Genomic DNA, 18,760 nt, shown 5'->3' on the forward strand with positions numbered 1-18,760 from the left:
TGGAACTTATAGTTGCTCCACACGGCCAGGGAAGTAAGTGGTTATGCGCGCAAGGTGAAGGTGTTGTTTTGGACATCGTTGCACCTCTTGGAACCTCTTTCGGTATTCCCACAGAAGCTGTTCCGGTTCTATTAGTTGGTGGTGGTTATGGCTCGGCACCACTTTTTGGCTTGGCTGAGGTTCTTAATGCGAGAGGCTGCCGAGTAGATATGTTGCTTGGTGCAAGTACTGCATCAAAGATCTATGCACCGATGGAAGGTAAGAGAGCTGTTAACTCGATGCGAATTTACACGGAAGATGGCTCAATGGGACAAGCAGGCAGAGTCACAGATCCGATTCCGGAGATTATTAAAGACTTAAACATTGCTGTTGTTTACTCCTGTGGACCTATGCCTATGTTGTCTGCCATTACAAAGATTACAGATGAGTTTTCGGTAGTTCATCAATGCGCAGTTGAAGAAGCTATGGCATGTGGAATCGGTGTGTGCATGACCTGTGTCCTTCCTGTTGAAAATGAGGATGGAACTGTTTCGATGCTTCGCTCATGTATAGATGGACCAGTAATGGATGGATCAAAAGTTCAGTGGAGTCAGGTTGGTAAACAATTATGAGTTCATTGGATTTTTCAACCACGATAGGTAATACCTGGTTTCCCGCTCCAACTTTTACTGCAAGTGGATGCGCTAGCTCAGGTCGTGAATTGGCTCAATTTTTTCCGCTTCGTGAAATGGGTGGAGTTGTAACTAAGTCGGTTATGTCCAAGGCTCGCAACGGTCGTCCAACTCCACGGATGGCTGAAACCCCCAGTGGGATGCTGAATTCAATAGGTTTACAAGGTCCTGGAATCGATGCCTTCATAGCAAAGGACATTCCTTACTTAGTCGAGCAGAAAGCGCGCATTATCGTTTCTATAGCAGGGGAGACTGTAGAGGAGTATTCAACCCTTGCTAGAAAGCTCCGCTCAGTTTCAGGCATCAGTGCATTAGAGGTCAATATTTCTTGTCCTAATGTTGAAAATAGAGGTTTAGTTTTCGCGTGTGATCCTGAAGCATCTAGAAGAGTGATTGACGGAGTTCGCAGAATTATCGGGGGAGAGTTACCAATAATTGCAAAACTTTCCCCAGATGTTACAGATCTTGTTTCGATTGCTCGTGGCGTTGTTGACGCAGGCGCAGATGGTTTGGCACTAATAAACACCGTTCTCGGAATGGTGATTAACGTTGACACGATGCGCCCTCATTTGGGGGGCAAGACCGGTGGATTATCTGGACCTGCGATTAGACCAATTGCAGTAAGAGCGGTTTATCAAGTTCATGCAGCACTTCCTAAGGTTCCAATCTTGGGAATGGGAGGTGTTTCGTCAGGAAAAGATGCACTTGAAATGATTTTAGCTGGAGCGAGCGGAGTGTCCATCGGCACTGCAAGTTTTGGCAATCCAACGGCCATCATGAAGATTCAAAGTGAATTAAAACAACTTCTCATTGATCGTGGCTTTACTTCTCTTAAGCAAGCGGTCGGTTTCGCACATCGCCCAGAGACCGAGGAATCAAATGCCTAAAGCCCCAATCATTTTAGCCGTTGACACACCTGACCTAGCCACTGCAATTGAATGGGTGAAGTCAACCAAGGATCTTGTTTCTGTTTACAAACTTGGCTTAGAATTCTTTTTGACTTTTGGAAGCGATGGCGTGAAAGCGGTGAAAGATGTCACCGATTCTGAGATATTTCTTGATTTAAAGTTGCACGACATTCCCCACACGGTCAGTGGTGCAGCAAAAGCAGTGGCTCATTTATCGCCTCGATTTCTAACGGTGCATGCATCGGGTGGTTTTGCCATGATTAAGGCAGCAGTCGACGCACTTCCTTTAACTGATATAACGGGAGTAACCATCCTTACTTCCCTTTCTGAAGATGATGTTGTCGAAATAGGCTACAAAGCGAACGCTTTGGATTCGGTTCTGGCTCTTTCCAAGGTTGCTGTTAGAGCCGGAGCAGGGGCGATTGTTTGTTCACCACTAGAGATCCAAGCAATTAGGGCTCAAGTTGGTTCTGAGCCAATCATTATTACTCCTGGTGTGCGTCCGGCCGATTCCACATCAGGTGATGATCAAGTCAGAACTATGACGCCTAAAGAGGCCATTAACGCCGGAGCAAACTTTGTTGTGATTGGGCGTCCGATCACTCAGAGTTGGAGTCACGGTGCCAGTGCGATGCGCGATCGCGCCGCTCAAATAGCCTCAGAACTTATCTAGATTAAACGCTAGATTTACCCTATGGGATTGCCACCACAGTTAACCCTTGAACAGCGCCAAGAAGCGTTGCTCAAAGCTGCTGCGTCTAGAAAGCGTAGAGCAGAAGTTAAGCTCAAGCTTAGAACTGGCGAATTCTCAATCGACACTATCTTGGATCTTGCAAAGAATGATGATGCGATTGCAAAGATGCGCGTGAAAGAATTACTTGAATCCTTAACGGGAGTTGGGAAGATAAGGGCACAAACTCTGATGGAGCGATTAAATATTTCTCCAACTCGTAGAATGCAGGGATTAGGTCGCGTTCAAATCAAACAATTGCGCGAGGAGTTTATGAAGTCAGAACATGCTGTTAAGCCCGGAAAACTCTTAGTTTTGTCTGGCCCCGGAGGTGTAGGTAAGAGTACGGTCGCCAAGGAGTTGCGAGAGGCAGGTGACTTCTGGGTTAGCGTTAGTGCCACTACGAGGAAGCCAAGGGCGAATGAAGTTGATGGTCAGGACTACTTTTTCGTGAGCGAAGAAGAGTTCACGAGAATGATCAATGCTAAAGAATTTCTTGAATGGGCAGAATTCGCGGGAAATCGCTATGGGACTCCGCAGGAGAAAGTTGAACACGCCTTGCTTCTTGGAAAGAACGTTCTACTGGAAATTGAGATTGCAGGTGCAAAGCAAGTTAAAGCTCATCTACCCCAATCAGTGCTTATTTTTCTGGAACCACCTTCATGGGAAGAGTTGGTCTCAAGGCTTGAGGGTCGCGGTACCGATGGGCCTGATAGACGAGCCGAAAGGTTGAGATTGGCTCAGGAGGAGCTGGCTGCGGCCTCATTTTTCGATGTAGTTCTGGTGAATGACCAGGTCGAGAGCGTGGTCGGAAAACTGATAGAGTTATCCCAGAATTCATAAGGTTTATTGATCAACGAAGCGGGGACACCATGGATGGCATAACAAATCCACCAATTGACGAACTTCTAGACAAGAGTGGCTCCAAGTACAGCCTGGTGCTGTATGCGGCAAAGCGCGCTCGTCAGATCAATGCTTATTACTCCCAACTAGGAGAGGGCCTGCTCGAGTACGTCGGACCTCTAGTTGAGACGCATGTACATGAGAAGCCTCTATCAATCGCACTTCGCGAGATCAATGAAGGACTTCTTACAATCGAAAATCTCGAGCCAACAGCTTAATTTCTCATATGTCACTGGTTGGCCGTGAGGTAGTACTCGGCGTTGGTGGCGGTATTGCGGCATATAAATCCTGTGAACTCCTGCGTCGGTTACAGGACCGTGGATACACAATAACTGTAGTCCCTACCCCCTCTTCGCTTAACTTTGTTGGGAGAGCAACCTGGGAAGCTTTGTCTGGTCGTCCTGTGAACACACAGGTCTGGGAAAACGTTCATACAGTTCCTCACATTAAAATTGCCGAAACCGCAGACTTTTTCCTTATCGCACCTGCCACCGCGGATCTCATTGCACGACTTGCTGCTGGAAGAGCAGATGATCTTTTAACAAATTTGGTACTTGCTTCAGATGTTCCGAAGATGTTGGTTCCGGCTATGCATCCTTCGATGTGGTTAGACCCGGCTACAGTTTCAAATGTTGCGACATTGCGTAGCCGTGGATTCATTGTTATGGAGCCAGATGTTGGCCGGTTAACTGGAAGTGATATCGGACCTGGCCGCTTTCCAGAGGTGCCAGCGATCATCAAGAAATTTGATGATGTGACAGGAAATGTTCAGGACCTAGTTGGTCGACGCATTCTGGTAACGGCAGGTGGAACAAGAGAAGCGATAGACCCAGTTCGATTCATAGGAAATAAGTCTTCTGGGAAACAGGGTATTGCAATTGCATTGGCGGCTCGTAATCGCGGGGCGCAGGTTCATCTCATTGCAGCAAACTTTGAGACCTCCAACCTAGATGGAATCGAAGTGAGCAAAGTTGAAAGTGCCTCTGATATGCAGGCTGTGTTGCTAGAGCAATTCCCTCGGTGTGATGTTTTAATCATGAGTGCTGCTGTGGCAGATGCGAAACCTAAGAATTTGTCATTAGATAAAATCAAAAAAGCCCTCCTGGGTAGCATTGAACTAGAGGAGAATCCAGACTTACTAGCCTCGTTAGCCTCTATCAAGCAGAATCAAATAGTCATTGGCTTTGCCGCTGAAACCAAGGACCATCTGCAAGAAGCCCGCAGAAAGCTCGAAGCAAAGGGGCTTGATCTGATTTATGTCAACGACGTTTCAGGCGGGGCGATATTTGGTCAAGAGCAAACTATGGGTACCATTCTCCTACGCAATGATGCGGATATAGCGGTCAAGGAAGTCTCCAAAGACGCTCTCGGAAATTTACTTCTTGATCACGCCATCCGGCAGTTAGGTTGAACAATGTCAAAGCGCCTTTTCACCTCAGAGTCAGTAACTGAAGGTCACCCAGACAAGATTGCCGATGCTATATCGGATGCAGTTCTGGATTCACTCTTGTCTCAAGACACCAAGAGCCGCGTTGCGGTTGAAACTCTCATCACAACCGGACAAGTACACGTTGCTGGTGAGGTGACTACAAATGGTTATGCAGATGTCATGGGCATTGTGCGAGATACAGTTCTAAATATTGGTTATGACTCATCTGATAAAGGTTTCGATGGAAATAGTTGTGGTGTTTCCATCTCCATCGGACAGCAATCTCAAGACATCGCACAGGGTGTCGATGATGCATATGAACATAGAGTTGCCTCGGCTGTTGATCCTTTGGATCTACAGGGCGCTGGCGATCAAGGCCTGATGTTTGGATATGCATGTGATGACACTAAAGAATTAATGCCTTTACCTATTTGGCTGGCTCACGCTTTAGCTCAGCAGTTAACTAAAGTTCGTAAATCAGGAGCCTTGCCATACTTGCGACCAGACGGCAAAACTCAGGTAACCATTGAGTACGACGGTGATCGTGCGATCGCGCTGAATACTGTTGTTATATCAAGTCAGCACGCAGAAGAAGTTGATGTAGTTAAAAAGTTAACTCCTGAAATCATTGAGTATGTGATTGACCCAATATTATCGACGATAGATCTACCGAAGTCAGAACTTCGCACATTGATTAACCCAACCGGCCGCTTTGTTATTGGTGGCCCGATGGGAGATGCGGGTTTAACTGGTCGCAAGATTATTGTGGATACGTATGGCGGCATGGCTCGACACGGAGGAGGAGCATTTAGTGGAAAAGATCCCTCTAAGGTTGACCGTTCAGCTGCATATGCAATGCGATGGGTAGCAAAAAACGTCGTTGCAGCCGGGCTAGCGACTAGATGTGAGGTTCAGGTTGCATATGCCATCGGAAAAGCACAGCCTGTCGGCGTTTTCGTAGAGACTTTTGGAACTGAGAAAGTGCCTGTAGCGAAAATTCAAGACGCGGTTCTATCAGTCTTTGATCTTCGACCAGCAGCCATCATTAGAGACCTCGATTTGCTTCGTCCTATCTATTCGCTCACAAGTGCATACGGGCACTTCGGTCGTGAACTTCCTGAGTTTGCGTGGGAAAAAACAGATCGAGTAAGCGCGCTCCAAGACGCAATCAAGTAGTCGGTGGCTGCAGCGAAGCTATTTCGACTAAAGGCTGAAGTTGCTGCTGCGACTTCTGGGCCTATAGCTTCGGTTTCCCCTTTCGCGCGCGTGCGCGTAGACACTGGTGTGTTTCATTTGGATCAGATCTATGACTATCAGATCCCCGAAAAACTTAGTTCCTCAGTCCAAACAGGAGTGCGAGTTCAACTTCCTTTCGGAGGTCGAGAAACTGAAGGAATAGTCGTTGAGCGTGTTGCATCTCCGGAGAGAGCGGGGGAGTTGAAGAGTATTTCCAAAGTGCTTTCACCATTACCGATAGCTACCCTACAAAGTTTGTCCTTGATTAATGATGTTGCAGCGCATTATGCCTGCAATCCTTGGGATGTTATTCGCTCGGCTATTCCACCACGGGTGGCTTCGATTGATAAAGGTTTCGAGCAAGAGATTCTTAACGTGTCAGTCGCAGCTAAGTTCTCAGTCGAATTCAGGACTCTTGTTCCTTTTAAAACAGCCCAAGATCAGATTGCAGCGATGGTTGCAGACAATCCATTGACTGGCTCAGTTCTTATTGTTGCACCGGATGAAAAGGACGTTGATCTGGTGATTGACGCTCTTTCTAGGAGGAGCATGCAAGCTCTGAAGATCACGGCAGCTATGCCCCGAGAAGAGAGATATCGTAACTTTCTAGTAGCCATGCATGGCAGCAACAATGTCGTTATCGGAACTCGCAGTTCGGTCTTTGTTCCAATGAAGGATCTGTCTACGTTAATAATTCATAAAGAATCATCGCCTGATCATTATGAAGTCAGGTCTCCGGGATGGAATTCTAGAACTGTTGCTCTTATGCGAGCCAAGAGAGAATCTGTCAAGCTCATCCTTACTGGCTTTTCTCCATCCATTGATGTTTCACAATTAATTGAAGATCGAGAAGTTAAATACTTCAATGCCAAAGAAGTTGTCAATGTTAAAGCCTTTACTCCCACCGATGGCACTCTTTTACCAGGGCGAATCTTTGCTGACATAAAAAAGGCGTTATCAACAGGTCCTGTTCTTTTTATTGCACCGCGCAAGGGGTATGGAAATGCACTCCTTTGTTCTCATTGTAGAAACGTTGCCACATGCGGTTGTGGAGGACGATTGTCGGTAGCAGCAAAGAACCAAGCACCGACATGCGTGCATTGCGGGACCGCATTTTCGGACTGGAAGTGCACTTTTTGTAACCGTGATAAACAGTATTTAGCTGGGCGGGGTATTGAGCGTGCAGCAGAGGAAATCTCGCGTGCTTTTCCCAACTATCCCGTCATTGTCAGCGCTGGGGATGTAATTAAGGATCGAGTCGAATCTAAACCTTCGCTTATCCTCGCAACGGCGGGTGCTCAACCTTTGGTAGAAGGAGGCTATGCAGCGGTTGTGATTCTAGATGGCATGCGATTTTTTTCTCACACAGATTTGCGAACACAGGAGAGAGCACGAGAGTTATTTCTGGAAACTTCTTCGCTCATATCAGCTCAGGGCTCAGTACTTTTAGTAATCGATGATTCACACCCTATAACGGCTGCAATCGCCAGATGGAATGTTGCGCCATTGATTAAGCGCGAACTAAGTGATCGCGCAGAACTTCGTTTACCGCCAACAGTCTTTTCTGTCGCTCTGGCCATGGATAAACTCATTGGAGTCCAGATTGTGAATGGGCTAAGAAAGTCAGTAACCGATGGAAGATTGCCCACATCAACTAAAGTTTATGGTCCTACGGAAATTGCGAAGGGACAGGTAAAGATAATCATCCATTCAGACATGGAGGATTCTGGAAAACTCATTGAAGTTGTCCATGAACTTCAGCGTCGCCGGAGTATTGCCAAGAAAGATCTATTCACCCTCAGAGTTGAGCCGTATTCGCTGTAATGAATTGCTAGAATACGGACATGTCTATTCAAGAAATTAGGTTCTTTGGTGATCCGGTCCTTACGACACCGGCATCTTTGGTTACCGATTTCGATAAAGAATTGCGCGTATTAGTTCAAGACCTTACCGACACCATGCTTGATGCACCGGGTGCTGGATTAGCTGCTCCACAAATAGGAGTTCCGCTTCGAGTGTTTGTCTGGGATGTAGATGAGCAGTTGGGTCATCTGATCAATCCGGTTTTAACCCTGAGTGAAGAGATGCAAGAGGGAGAAGAAGGCTGTCTTTCTTTTCCGGAGTTACGATATGAAACTCCAAGGGCTATGCGTGCTGTAGCAAGGGGATTTAATATGTATGGCGAGCCAATCATGGTTGAGGGCTCTGAGTTCCTAGCGCGAGCGTTGCAGCACGAGACAGACCATCTAGACGGAATACTCTTCATCGATAAATTGCTTCCAGAGGACCGCAAATTAGCCATGAAGGAGATTCGTGAGTCTGATTGGTTTAATCTTGCGGCCGAACAAGGACGCTCTATTCAGGTGAAAGATTCTCCACATTCATTTTTCGGACGGATTTCTTAGTGCGTATCGGAGTAGCGGCTACTCCGGATGTAGCAATACCAACTTTGAATTGGTTGCTCCAATCCGAGCATGTGATTGATCTGATTATTACCCAACCTGACAGACCTGCTGGTCGAGGTCGACTACTCCAGCAATCGGCGGTGTCAGATTGGGCTGAGACAAAGCAGATTGCCGTCTTAAAGCCTGAGGAATCACAGGAACTCATTGGAAAGATAGAGCATCTAGATCTAGTCCTAACAATCGGTTATGGCGTTCTACTACCACTCAACGTTTTAGTTCTGCCTAAATTTGGTTTTCTGAATCTGCATTTTTCCCTACTACCTGCATACCGAGGAGCAGCACCGGCTCAAAGAGCTCTGCTCAATGGTGACACGATGACTGGCGTATCCGTTTTCCAGTTAGAAAAGGGAATGGATACAGGTCCAATATTCGCCCAAGAAACCTTAGAGATAGAACCGTCGTGGCGAAGTTTTGAGTTACTTAGACATCTTGCCGACCTTGGACCGAGCGTTGTGCAGAGATCCCTAGAAATGATTAAAAATGGAGATTTACCTAAGGCGCAAGATGGCGATGTTTCTATAGCGGCAAAAATTGAGAAGGCAGAGGCACGGCTAGATTTCACAAAAGATTTAACGCACATTTCTAATGCTGTTCGGGCATTCACATACGAGCCCGGAGCTTGGACCCTATGGAGAGGTGAGCCATTCAAAATTTGTTCTACAGGTAAGCCCAGTTCTTTGATGGGAACGCCAGGTGAAGTATCCATAATTGATAAATCTGTATTTGTTTCTTGTGAAAATGGATCACTGGAGATTCTCCGAGTTGTTCCGGCAGGTAAGAAAGAGATGGATGCGATTGATTGGGCACGTGGAGCACGTTTGAATATTGGTGAAGTCTTTGGTTGAGGCTCGGCGCAATACCTTCAAATCGCCAAAACCAGATGCAGCACGATTGTTGGCCTTTGACCTGTTAACTGAAGTTAATCGCAAAGAGGGATATTCGAACTTATTGTTGCCGCAAGCACTCAATGCCAGCAAACTAGATGAGCGCGATCGCTCTCTAGTCACGGAGCTTTTCTACGGCACGATACGTATGCAAGGAAAACACGATTGGGTTCTGGCCCAAATCAGTGATCGTCCTTGGTCAGAGGTTGACCCAGGTATCGTGGATATCTGTCGACTTGGCGTTCACCAAATTCATGAAATGAGAATTCCGGACCATGCCGCAGTTGCTGCAACGGTGGAGGTCGCAAGAAAGAGAATTGGAGAGTCAAAGGCAAGTTTTGTTAATGCTCTTTTGCGCAGTGTGACTCGTAAATCATTGGAAGATTGGTTTACGCCTTTAGATGACATGACTGACCCAGTTGAGCGACTATCAATCAGATTTTCACATCCAGAATGGATTGTGTCTGCATACTTTGATCTCTTAAAAAGTTGGCCCGAAGTTGAATTAGCCTTAAAAATAAACAATGAGCCAGCAACACCGACCTTGGTCTCATGGCCAGGTCTATCTAATCAACAGGACTTAATCGAAATTGGTGCTGAGCCAACGGAATTCTCTTCCTTTGGTGCTCACTGGAAGGGTAATCCTGGCCTCTTAGATTTGATAAAGGTGCGAAAAATTGGTGTTCAGGATGAAGGGTCTCAACTTGTTGCTGAAGTTTTCACAAAAGCAGCAGGTGGGGCCAAGTGGTTAGATCTTTGTGCAGGACCAGGCGGTAAAGCCGCTCTGTTATCCAATATTGCACGAGGTAAAGGGATTACATTTGTAGCAAACGAAATTTCAGAGGCACGAGCTGAGCTTGTTCGACAGGTTGTTCAAGGAGCAAAGGTTTTGGTCTCTGATGGTCGAACTATTGGATCCTCTGGTGAAAGATTCGATGCAATTTTAATTGACGCACCATGCACAGGTCTTGGAGCATTACGACGTCGACCCGAAGTTCGATGGCGACGAACCTTGCAGGATCTAAGAGCGCTCACCCAATTGCAGCGCGAACTGATTGACTCGGCAGTTCAGGCTCTTAATCCCGGTGGTATTTTGGGATATGCAACGTGTTCGCCTCATCTAGCTGAAACGACTATCCAAATCGCAGATGTTAAGAAGAAGCATTCTGATTTAACTCAGGTTCCAGTAGAGGAGTACTTGCCGGAGAATCTGAAAGAGGCCACAAGAGATGGTGCAATGTCACTTTGGACCCATAAGCATGGCACGGATGCAATGTACTTAGCGCTGTTCCGGAAAGACATTGGTTAAGATTTGACCATGAGTCGTGAAATCCGAATCACTCCGAGCATTTTGAATGCAGATTTCTCTCAGTTAAATAGTGAAATCGAACGAATAGCAAAGGTCTCAGATCTTCTGCATTTGGATGTCATGGATGACATATTTGTACCAAATTTTACTTTTGATTTCGCAGCAGCTTCGTCAATTATCTCCTCCTCGGTGTTACCCGTTGATGCACATCTAATGGTGGCCCAAGTAGATGACATTGCAGTTCAGTATGCAGAAATTGGATGCGCCTCAGTCACAATTCATGCCGAAGCTACGACCAATATTCCACAAACTCTAAGAAATATTCGCAAGGCTGGCGCCCGCTCTAGCTTAGGTATCAAGCCAAAGACTGACATAACTCAATACGAATCAGTCATAGATGATGTCGATATGTTCTTGATCATGACGGTTGAACCAGGTTTTGGCGGACAAAGTTTTATGGAAGACATGATGGATAAGGTGCGCCGTACTCGACAAATGATCGGTGATAGGCCAATTTGGTTACAGGTAGATGGCGGAATATCTATGAAAACCATTGAAATCGCATTGGATGCAGGTGCCGATACATTTGTAGTCGGTAGCGCTGTCTTTAATGCACCAGATCCCGCTGCGATGGTGGTCTCGTTGCGAGAGTTTGCAACTGCCTGCGGGAATAAGTGAGTCTCTAGTAAACTTTGAGCATGAAAACCTTTGAGAGTTTATGGGCAGAATTGAGCGAGAAAGCAGCAAACCGTCCAGAAGGTTCTGGCACCGTAGCTGCCCTTGACTCTGGGATTCACAGTATCGGTAAAAAGATTCTCGAAGAAGCTGGGGAGGTCTGGCTCGCCGCAGAACATGAATCTGATGAAGCTCTCGCAGAAGAAATCAGTCAGTTGATTTATCACCTACAGACATTGATGCTGGCACGAGGACTTTCCATCAACGACATTTATAAGTTTCTGTAGGAGGAATCTATGTTGAGAATAGCGGTTCCGAACAAAGGCTCATTGGCAGATAGTTCGATTCAGATTCTAAAGGAAGCAGGATATCGCCAACGATCAGATACTCGCGATCTTGTTCTGATCGATAATGACAATAGTGTCGAGTTTTACTATCTACGACCTCGCGATATTGCTGTATATGTTGGATCAGGGGAGTTGGAAGCTGGAATAACCGGACGCGATCTTTTGATTGATTCAGGAGCACAGGCCGAAGAAATTTTGTCTTTAGATTTTGGCGTTTCCACATTTCGATTCGCCGTACCCATCGATACAGATTGGTCATTGAAAGACATTGCAGGAAAGCGAATAGCAACTGCATATCCTGGTCTTGTTGAGCACAGCCTTAATGCTCTGGGAATTAAAGCTGAAGTCGTTCGTTTAGATGGGGCAGTGGAGAGCAGTGTGCGACTAGGTGTGGCTGATGTGATCGCTGATGTCGTGAGTACTGGCAACACGTTGCGACAAGCAGGTTTGAAGGTAATTGGAGATCCAATACTGACAAGTGAGGCCGTAGTAATTTCTCGAAGAAATTCACCTTTACCTGCAGAGTTAGAGATTCTCAACCGTCGACTGCAAGGTGTGGTAACTGCAAGGCGTTATGTCCTACTCGACTATGACATTCCTAAGTCGTTGGTTGAGAAAGCTTGTGCAATAACTCCTGGTTTGGAATCCCCAACTATCTCACCGCTTCAAAAGCAGGATTGGGTGGCGGTCCGTGCCATGGTTTTGCGAAAAGAAACTAATCAAGTGATGGATGAGCTGTGGGCGCTGGGTGCAAGAGGAATTCTTGTTACAGACATCCACGCCTGCAGATTGTAGTTTTACTGTAATTGGATTAAATCAATAACTGATCTCAAAGATGGTTCGGTTATAGATAGATCTGCAGCGTCAATCACAATGGGTTTGGCATTAAAGGCGATGCTCAATCCAGCCGCGGCCATCATGTCTAGGTCATTAGCCCCGTCACCGATAGCGACCGTGTGAATTATCTCTACTCCACTCATCGATGCAAATTCAATTAACGCGGATCCTTTTGCGGCTCGGTCAATAATTGGGCCAACTAAACCACCGGTTAGGACTGAGTTGATTATTTCAAGTTTGTTAGCTTTGAAATACTGAATCGATAGTTCCTTGATCATTGGTTCGATAATGTCTATGAAGCCGCCTGAGACTAAGGAAACACTATGTCCCTTTGAGTGTAAGGTTGAAACGAGTTCACGCGCCCCATCTGTCATTGTGATCTCTGCTTGAACTTCAGAGATTACAGATTGATCAAGGCCCTTCAACAGAGCAACTCTGGCGCGCAGACTTTGCTCAAAATCCATTTCACCACGCATGGCTGATTCAGTGATTCTTGATACCTCATCAAGGACGCCAGCCTTGGCAGCTAGTAACTCTATGGCCTCTTGTTGAATAAAGGTTGAATCAACATCGAATTGAACTAATCGTTTGATGAAGGCCATGTAATTAAACTTTGTTAACTTCGATCACAGAAGCATCTTCAAATATCAATGATTGAAGGGAGAGTTCAAGTGCACTGTGTTGTGCGCCAGTTACCATTAATGAAATACAGGTGGGGTCCTCAGAGACTCGATTGATTCTCACAATATTTGCGCCCGTTTGAGTGATGGCCTGTGAAACGAGGGCGAGAGAACTTGGACGTAATTTCGGTGATCTGATTAGGACTTCAACTAACTCCTTGGGCAATTGCGCCAGTACTCCTTTTCCAAAAAGGGTTGCAATATCCACATCAAGTGAGCTCGCACAAAGATTGAGATCCTCTTCAATTGCTCCTTGGTGGGCAGGATTTGCGCTAATGAGTACGGTCAAGATCAATCGATTGTTGATCACTATTTGTTCGATATCAATTATTGCCACAGAGAACGGAGCCAAACTCTCGAAAAGCGAGGCAGCAATCCCAGGCTTGTCTGTACCAGTTAAAAGGATTAGTCCGGTGAATTGCTCTGCATCAGCGTTAATTTGTGTCATAAGAGGGCAAGGTTATCGTGAATCACTACATGTTCAGGCGAGGCTTAGCGGCCTCTTCGTCAATCTAGCCACTATCTTTTGCATCTATGGGTACCACGGTTTTGAGCCTGAGCGATGTCTCAGTTCGCAGAGGTGATCGAGTCATCTTGGGTCCGCTCAACTTCTCCATCTCGCAAGGAGAGCGTTGGGTTGTCCTTGGACCTAACGGAGCCGGAAAATCCACCCTTTTGCAGATTCTTGCAACAAAAATGTTTCCCACCAGCGGCGTAGTGAGCGTATTAGATAAACAAATGGGTTCGGTGGATTTGTTCGAGCTAAGGACACGTATAGGTATCTGCGGTTCGGTTATCGCCGAAGATATTCCTTACGATGAAACAGTAAAGGATGTCGTTCTAACAGCGGCCTATGCGATTCTCGGCAGATGGAATGAAGATTACGATCTTTGGGATGAATCACGTGCGATGGCGTTGTTGACAACTTTTGGCGTAAGAGAGTTAGGGGACCGTATATACGGAACTTTGAGTGAAGGCGAGAAGAAGAGAGTCCAAATTTCTCGCGCGCTAATGACAGATCCTGAGTTGTTACTCCTGGATGAACCCGCTGCTGGTTTAGATCTTGGGGGCCGTGAGGATTTGTTGCAACGCTTTGCAAACTTCGCCGCAGATCCCGCAGCTCCAGCGACAATCTTGGTCACCCACCACATAGAAGAGATTCCCGTGGGAACGACACATGCACTTTTGCTCAAGGACGGTGCTATCGCTGTGTCAGGTCCGATTTCTCAAGTTATTACATCTGAGCATGTTTCTGCCGTTTTTGGAACAAATATCGTAGTAACTCCAGAAGGCGGTCGCTACTTTGCCCGCGCATCTATTTGACCAACTTCACTCAGATTGGAAGTTAGTACTTAGTAAGCATAAAGTTTTGATAGATCAGATTGAGGAAAGATTGCTCAATATTGATTGTGCGCCTGAATTTGAAAGTGTTTTTAGAACCCTTTCACGCTCTATAGAAAGTTCACGAGTCGTAATTTTTGGACAGGATCCATATCCATCAAAAGGTCATGCAAATGGTTTAGCTTTTTCAGTCAATAAATCGGTGTCTCCTCTTCCGCCTTCTCTACGAAACATCTTTGCAGAGTTAGCATCGGATGTGGGGGTCGAAAGGCTAGATGGGGATTTAACAGATTGGTTTAGTCAGGGAGTTCTACTCGTTAATCGAGTTCTATCAACAGAAGTCGGCACATCACTTGCCCACTCTGACTTCGGCTGGCAGGAAGTAACTCAAAGTATTGCTCAAGAATTAGGTAAGCGCGAAGTAGTAGCAATCCTGTGGGGAAAAAATGCGGGGGAGCTATCGTCGTTTTTCCCGGCAGAAAGGCGCATTGAATCGGTCCATCCAAGCCCACTTTCAGCGTATAGAGGGTTCTTTGGATCTAAGCCATTTTCTAGATGCAATCAGATTTTATTATCAGATAATCAAAGCGTGATTAATTGGTAAGCATCTTCAGGTAATAGAAAAGGGCCCCCGGTTTCCCGAGGGCCCTTCTTGCTAATAGTTTCTAGCCAATCCAAGAATTAATCGGAGAGGCTAGGAAGTAGACCATGAATAGACCTGAGACGAGAAGAAGCAATGGATGTACTTCTTTGCCGCGTCCCTGAACTAAACGGATTACCACGTGAGTAACAAAGCCTGCACCGATACCCACTGAGATGTTGTAAGTAAATGGCATCAAGATGATTGTTAGGAATGCTGGAATTCCAATACCTAAATCATCCCAATCAATGTTCTTTACTTGTCCCATCATTAGGAATCCAACAATAATTAAGGCAGGTGTTGCAGCCTCATAAGGAATTATTGCTACAAGAGGTGCAAGGAATGTCGTTAACAAGAAAGCGATACCGGTAACGATTGAGGCTAGGCCCGTTCGTGCACCTTCACCTACGCCCGATGCCGATTCAATGTAACTTGTATTAGAAGAGATACCGGCAGCTCCACCAGCTGCAGCAGCAACTGAGTCAACGATCAGGATCTTGTTCGCGCCTTCAACATTTCCATCTTTATCGACTAGACCAGCTTGATTGCCGATCGCTGTCATAGTTCCCATAGTGTCGAAGAAGTCTGCAAGAAGCAGTGTGAACACTAGGAGGCAAGCCGCCAAAGCACCTGTCTTTGGATTAGTGAATGCTCCGAAGATATCTTCGAAACCTAAACCAAGAGTGTCAAAGCGTGGTGTGTCAGCAAGGTTGAGCGCACCTGTTGAGTCCTTCGGTAATGCTGGAGTATTTAGACCCCATCCGCGAGGATTGGACTCTGTAGGGCTAATAAAGCTGTTTCCGATCTTAAAACGTGTCTCAACGATCAAGGCGAGAATTGTTGATGAAACGATTCCAATCAGAATCGCACCCTTTATCTTGCGGATCATAAGAACGATTGTTAAGAAAAGACCAAAAGCAAAGACAACAATTGGCCATCCAACAAGTTGTCCACCATCGCCAAGCTCTAGTGGAACCGCTGAAGGCTTGGAATTGTTGCTACCCCACACAACGTTTGGAGTTCTTCTTACGAAGCCAGCGTCAACTAGACCAATCAAGGCAATGAATAAACCGATACCAACAGAGATCGCAACTTTGAGGGCGGTTGGAATAGCCTTGAAAACAGCGACTCTAAATCCAGTTAAAACTAGAATCAGAATTAAAATTCCTTCGATCAGAACCAATCCCATGGCTTGTGCCCAGGTTGAATTCTTTGCAATTGAAACTGCAACAAAGGTGTTTAGACCTAAGCCCGTAGCAAGTGCAAGAGGGAATTTGGCAACAGCGCCCATAAGAATTGTCAGAATGCCTGCTACTAATGCAGTTCCTGCTGCAACAATGATGATCGCGTTAGTTCTATCGCCACCACCGATAAATTGTCCTGCACCATCGGTTGTGGCGAGGATTAGTGGATTGAGGGCCACGATGTATGCCATCGTGAAGAATGTAACAAGTCCACCTCTAACCTCTTGGGCTATTGATGAACCTCGTTCTGAGATTTTGAAATACGAATCCAGCATGAGTAGAGCCTTTCTAATTTTGTTAACGGGGGTGTTTGCGACCCCGTGTGCGATAGGGCGCACAACCCTGGGAAGATGATTAGAGCCTAGGCCTTACCTTCCGGTAAGTCGTGAAACGACTCCCAGGGAAATGGCAATAGATTGCCCAATAAGCGTGGCGAAGAGCAAAGTACCGAGTCCAACGGTCCCGCCGAGAAGCCATCCTCCTAACAAAACCGTGCCTTCTATGCCCATGCGGACTCGGCCTATTCGAACTCCTGACTTGTGATGAAGGGCGGTCATCAAACCATCACGGGGACCAGAACCTAGTCCACACGTTATGTACAGAGCAGATCCCAAGCCAACCATCGCAATACCCAATAGACAGTACAGAATGCCTGCAAGATGAGAATCTTGATCTGGAAAAATTGTTACGCCTACTTGTATTGCAATGGCGATGAGTGCAATGTTTGAAAGGGTTCCAAAACCAGGCTTTTCCTTCAATGGAATCCACAGTAGAAGAACAAACGAACTGATGGCAAAAGTAGACCAACCCATGGTTACATCAAGACGATTTGATACACCTTGAGCTAATACCGACCATGGAGCATTACCTATCTGGCTTTGGATTAAAAGCGAATCACCAAGTCCGAAAATGAATAGACCAAAAAAAAGAACAATAGTTCTGACGGGGGATAGATCCCATCTAGATGTTGCAGTCCATGGAGTGTGAGGAACTGTTTTGTGAGGACGCAGGAACTCTATGAATGGGTTCGACATTGCATGAGTATAATCAGCATATGTTTCCTGGTGTTGGCACGGTAATAAATATTTTGGCCATCATTTCTGGCGCATCACTTGGAGTTCTTGTCGGAAATCGAATGAATAGCCGGACCAGAACTCTATTGACTGATGTTTTGGGATTAGTCACTCTCCTGGGCGCTGCATCTGCCCTGATTCCATTATGGTCAGATCGCTATAGCCAAGCACTTCCTAAAGGTTGGACATTGCTCGTAGTCCTTGGTTCTCTTTTAATTGGTGGGCTAATTGGTTCTGCCCTAAAGATAGAAAATAGATTGGACTCATTAGGGGAGAAGCTCAGAGTTAAGTTCAATGCCTCTAGTGACTCATCATTTGTTCAAGGCTTTGTGACCGCCTCATTGTTATTTGCCATCGGACCTCTAGCAATACTTGGAAGCATTAGTGATGGCATGGGAACAGGTATAGATCAGTTAATCTTGAAAAGCACACTCGACTTTTTTGCAGCTATGGCCTTTGCAACAACATTGGGCTGGGGCGTGGCTGCCTCATCGATTCCTGTAGGAATTTATCAAGGTGTTTGGACCGTGATCGGATTTGGATTGGGAGCAATTCTTTCCGGTTATCAGATGGATGCGATGACAGTTGTCGGTGGAATTATGTTGCTCTGCATTGCTTTGAAACTCTTGAATCTCAAAAGCGTCGCGGTGGGAAACCTCTTGCCTGCTTTAGCTATCGCCCCTGTATTTGCTCTAGTCATTCACTCCATATAGGAGTCAGCAACTCTATTCCTTAAATGGAAGTGGAATAGATGAGGTGTGTGCAGCCCCAGAAACGCGTGCGGTCACTTGACGCATGTGGTGCCTACGGCACAGAACCTCATAAGCAACATCAGCACCGGCTGTCACATCACCAACAACGACTTGTTCACCCTCGACCACCATTACGCCACCAATAGTGCGCGCATTATGCGTTGCTCGTGACCCACACCAGCACAACGCTTCAACCTGCAAGGTGTTAACGCGATCGGCTAATTCCACTAAGCGAGCCGAACCTGGAAACAGTTTGGTGCGAAAGTCGGCCAAGATACCAAAGGCATAAACATCAATACTTAACCCATCAACAATTTTTGCTAATTGCTCAATTTGTGCGCTCTCATAGAATTGAGCTTCGTCGCAAATGATGTAGTCAATTCTCTCGCCCATAGATAGCTGATCTACGACGAGTTTATGTAGATCCATTTCTGGGGTTACTTCAATTGCAGGGCTCGATAACCCAAGACGACTAGAAATAACTCCGCTTCCTGCGCGGTCATTATTGGTGAAAATCAACCCAGTGCGCCCACGGCTTTGGTGGTTATGAGCAGTTTGTAGTGCCAGCGTGGACTTACCGCTGTCCATTGTTCCGCAGTAATAAATCAGCTCGGCCATGGAGCGCATCTTGCCATA

At 46.2% G+C, this 18,760-nt stretch carries 22 protein-coding genes; 17 read left to right on the forward strand and 5 right to left on the reverse strand.

Features of this window, described 5'->3' with window-relative positions:
• The 14 genes from AC9UH7_RS01380 to hisG form a co-directional block, all read left to right on the forward strand.
• Positions 1 to 611 (forward strand): iron-sulfur cluster-binding protein (locus tag AC9UH7_RS01380; protein WP_509594074.1); only part of this gene is annotated, 611 nt, incomplete at its 5' end.
• Positions 608 to 1,558, forward strand: a complete 951-nt coding sequence (locus tag AC9UH7_RS01385) for a dihydroorotate dehydrogenase (protein ID WP_509594076.1) — start codon at positions 608 to 610, stop codon at positions 1,556 to 1,558. The genes AC9UH7_RS01380 and AC9UH7_RS01385, both read left to right, overlap by 4 nt.
• The gene (gene pyrF / locus AC9UH7_RS01390; RefSeq protein ID WP_509594078.1) at positions 1,551 to 2,252 is read left to right on the forward strand and encodes an orotidine-5'-phosphate decarboxylase; all 702 of its coding nucleotides are present in this window, start codon (positions 1,551 to 1,553) and stop codon (positions 2,250 to 2,252) included. Before AC9UH7_RS01385 ends, pyrF begins: the two co-directional genes overlap by 8 nt.
• Positions 2,253 to 2,273: 21 nt before the next feature.
• Entirely contained in the window at positions 2,274 to 3,152 is an 879-nt protein-coding gene (gmk, locus tag AC9UH7_RS01395) for a guanylate kinase (protein WP_509594081.1), read from the forward strand.
• A gap of 29 nt (positions 3,153 to 3,181) precedes the next feature.
• Complete coding sequence (gene rpoZ / locus AC9UH7_RS01400) at positions 3,182 to 3,430, forward strand: DNA-directed RNA polymerase subunit omega (RefSeq protein ID WP_018207237.1); 249 nt, start codon at positions 3,182 to 3,184, stop codon at positions 3,428 to 3,430.
• 8 nt (positions 3,431 to 3,438) lie between these two features.
• Positions 3,439 to 4,623 (forward strand): bifunctional phosphopantothenoylcysteine decarboxylase/phosphopantothenate--cysteine ligase CoaBC, encoded by a 1,185-nt coding sequence (coaBC, locus tag AC9UH7_RS01405; RefSeq protein ID WP_509594084.1) that lies wholly within the window; start codon positions 3,439 to 3,441, stop codon positions 4,621 to 4,623.
• A 3-nt stretch (positions 4,624 to 4,626) separates the two neighbouring features.
• Entirely contained in the window at positions 4,627 to 5,817 is a 1,191-nt protein-coding gene (gene metK / locus AC9UH7_RS01410; RefSeq protein WP_509594086.1) for a methionine adenosyltransferase, read from the forward strand.
• Positions 5,818 to 5,820: 3 nt separating this feature from the next.
• Positions 5,821 to 7,701 (forward strand): primosomal protein N' family DNA-binding protein, encoded by a 1,881-nt coding sequence (locus AC9UH7_RS01415; RefSeq protein WP_509594087.1) that lies wholly within the window; start codon positions 5,821 to 5,823, stop codon positions 7,699 to 7,701.
• A 20-nt stretch (positions 7,702 to 7,721) separates the two neighbouring features.
• Complete coding sequence (gene def, locus AC9UH7_RS01420) at positions 7,722 to 8,282, forward strand: peptide deformylase (protein WP_509594089.1); 561 nt, start codon at positions 7,722 to 7,724, stop codon at positions 8,280 to 8,282.
• Positions 8,282 to 9,187 carry a methionyl-tRNA formyltransferase gene (locus AC9UH7_RS01425; RefSeq protein WP_509594092.1) on the forward strand — a complete coding sequence of 302 codons (906 nt, stop codon included), beginning with the start codon at positions 8,282 to 8,284 and terminating at the stop codon, positions 9,185 to 9,187. Before def ends, AC9UH7_RS01425 begins: the two co-directional genes overlap by 1 nt.
• A complete protein-coding gene (locus AC9UH7_RS01430) occupies positions 9,171 to 10,535 on the forward strand; it encodes an RsmB/NOP family class I SAM-dependent RNA methyltransferase (protein ID WP_509594094.1) in 1,365 nt (454 codons plus the stop codon). Before AC9UH7_RS01425 ends, AC9UH7_RS01430 begins: the two co-directional genes overlap by 17 nt.
• Positions 10,536 to 10,544: 9 nt before the next feature.
• Positions 10,545 to 11,213: a ribulose-phosphate 3-epimerase gene (rpe, locus tag AC9UH7_RS01435; RefSeq protein WP_509594097.1), complete on the forward strand. Its 669-nt coding sequence runs from the start codon at positions 10,545 to 10,547 to the stop codon at positions 11,211 to 11,213.
• 20 nt (positions 11,214 to 11,233) lie between these two features.
• Entirely contained in the window at positions 11,234 to 11,497 is a 264-nt protein-coding gene (locus AC9UH7_RS01440) for a phosphoribosyl-ATP diphosphatase (protein ID WP_509594099.1), read from the forward strand.
• A 9-nt stretch (positions 11,498 to 11,506) separates the two neighbouring features.
• The gene (gene hisG, locus AC9UH7_RS01445; RefSeq protein WP_509594102.1) at positions 11,507 to 12,352 is read left to right on the forward strand and encodes an ATP phosphoribosyltransferase; all 846 of its coding nucleotides are present in this window, start codon (positions 11,507 to 11,509) and stop codon (positions 12,350 to 12,352) included.
• Positions 12,353 to 12,354: 2 nt separating this feature from the next.
• Here the strand turns inward: hisG and serB are convergent, their stop codons facing one another.
• Entirely contained in the window at positions 12,355 to 12,996 is a 642-nt protein-coding gene (gene serB, locus AC9UH7_RS01450; RefSeq protein ID WP_509594105.1) for a phosphoserine phosphatase SerB, read from the reverse strand.
• A 4-nt stretch (positions 12,997 to 13,000) separates the two neighbouring features.
• Positions 13,001 to 13,522 (reverse strand): ACT domain-containing protein, encoded by a 522-nt coding sequence (locus AC9UH7_RS01455; protein ID WP_509594108.1) that lies wholly within the window; start codon positions 13,520 to 13,522, stop codon positions 13,001 to 13,003.
• An 86-nt stretch (positions 13,523 to 13,608) separates the two neighbouring features.
• Here AC9UH7_RS01455 and AC9UH7_RS01460 point away from each other — a divergent pair, with 86 nt between their 5' ends.
• A complete protein-coding gene (locus tag AC9UH7_RS01460) occupies positions 13,609 to 14,397 on the forward strand; it encodes an ABC transporter ATP-binding protein (RefSeq protein ID WP_509594110.1) in 789 nt (262 codons plus the stop codon).
• Positions 14,378 to 15,019 (forward strand): uracil-DNA glycosylase, encoded by a 642-nt coding sequence (locus tag AC9UH7_RS01465; RefSeq protein WP_509594113.1) that lies wholly within the window; start codon positions 14,378 to 14,380, stop codon positions 15,017 to 15,019. Before AC9UH7_RS01460 ends, AC9UH7_RS01465 begins: the two co-directional genes overlap by 20 nt.
• 61 nt (positions 15,020 to 15,080) lie before the next feature.
• Here AC9UH7_RS01465 and AC9UH7_RS01470 read toward each other — a convergent pair whose 3' ends face one another.
• Both AC9UH7_RS01470 and yczE read right to left on the reverse strand, forming a co-directional pair.
• Entirely contained in the window at positions 15,081 to 16,574 is a 1,494-nt protein-coding gene (locus AC9UH7_RS01470) for an NCS2 family permease (protein ID WP_509594116.1), read from the reverse strand.
• Between the two features lie 93 nt (positions 16,575 to 16,667).
• Positions 16,668 to 17,333: a membrane protein YczE gene (yczE, locus tag AC9UH7_RS01475; protein ID WP_509594118.1), complete on the reverse strand. Its 666-nt coding sequence runs from the start codon at positions 17,331 to 17,333 to the stop codon at positions 16,668 to 16,670.
• Positions 17,334 to 17,353: 20 nt separating this feature from the next.
• On the opposite strand from yczE, the gene AC9UH7_RS01480 reads away from it, so the two are divergent.
• Positions 17,354 to 18,085, forward strand: a complete 732-nt coding sequence (locus AC9UH7_RS01480; RefSeq protein WP_509594121.1) for a DUF554 domain-containing protein — start codon at positions 17,354 to 17,356, stop codon at positions 18,083 to 18,085.
• Positions 18,086 to 18,097: 12 nt separating this feature from the next.
• Here the strand turns inward: AC9UH7_RS01480 and AC9UH7_RS01485 are convergent, their stop codons facing one another.
• On the reverse strand, positions 18,098 to 18,742 hold the full coding sequence (locus AC9UH7_RS01485) for a thymidine kinase (protein WP_509594123.1): 645 nt from the start codon (positions 18,740 to 18,742) through the stop codon (positions 18,098 to 18,100).
• Between the last annotated feature and the right edge of the window lie 18 nt (positions 18,743 to 18,760).

The sequence above is a fragment of the Candidatus Planktophila sp. genome (genome assembly GCF_044348745.1).
Classification (GTDB): domain Bacteria; phylum Actinomycetota; class Actinomycetes; order Nanopelagicales; family Nanopelagicaceae; genus Planktophila.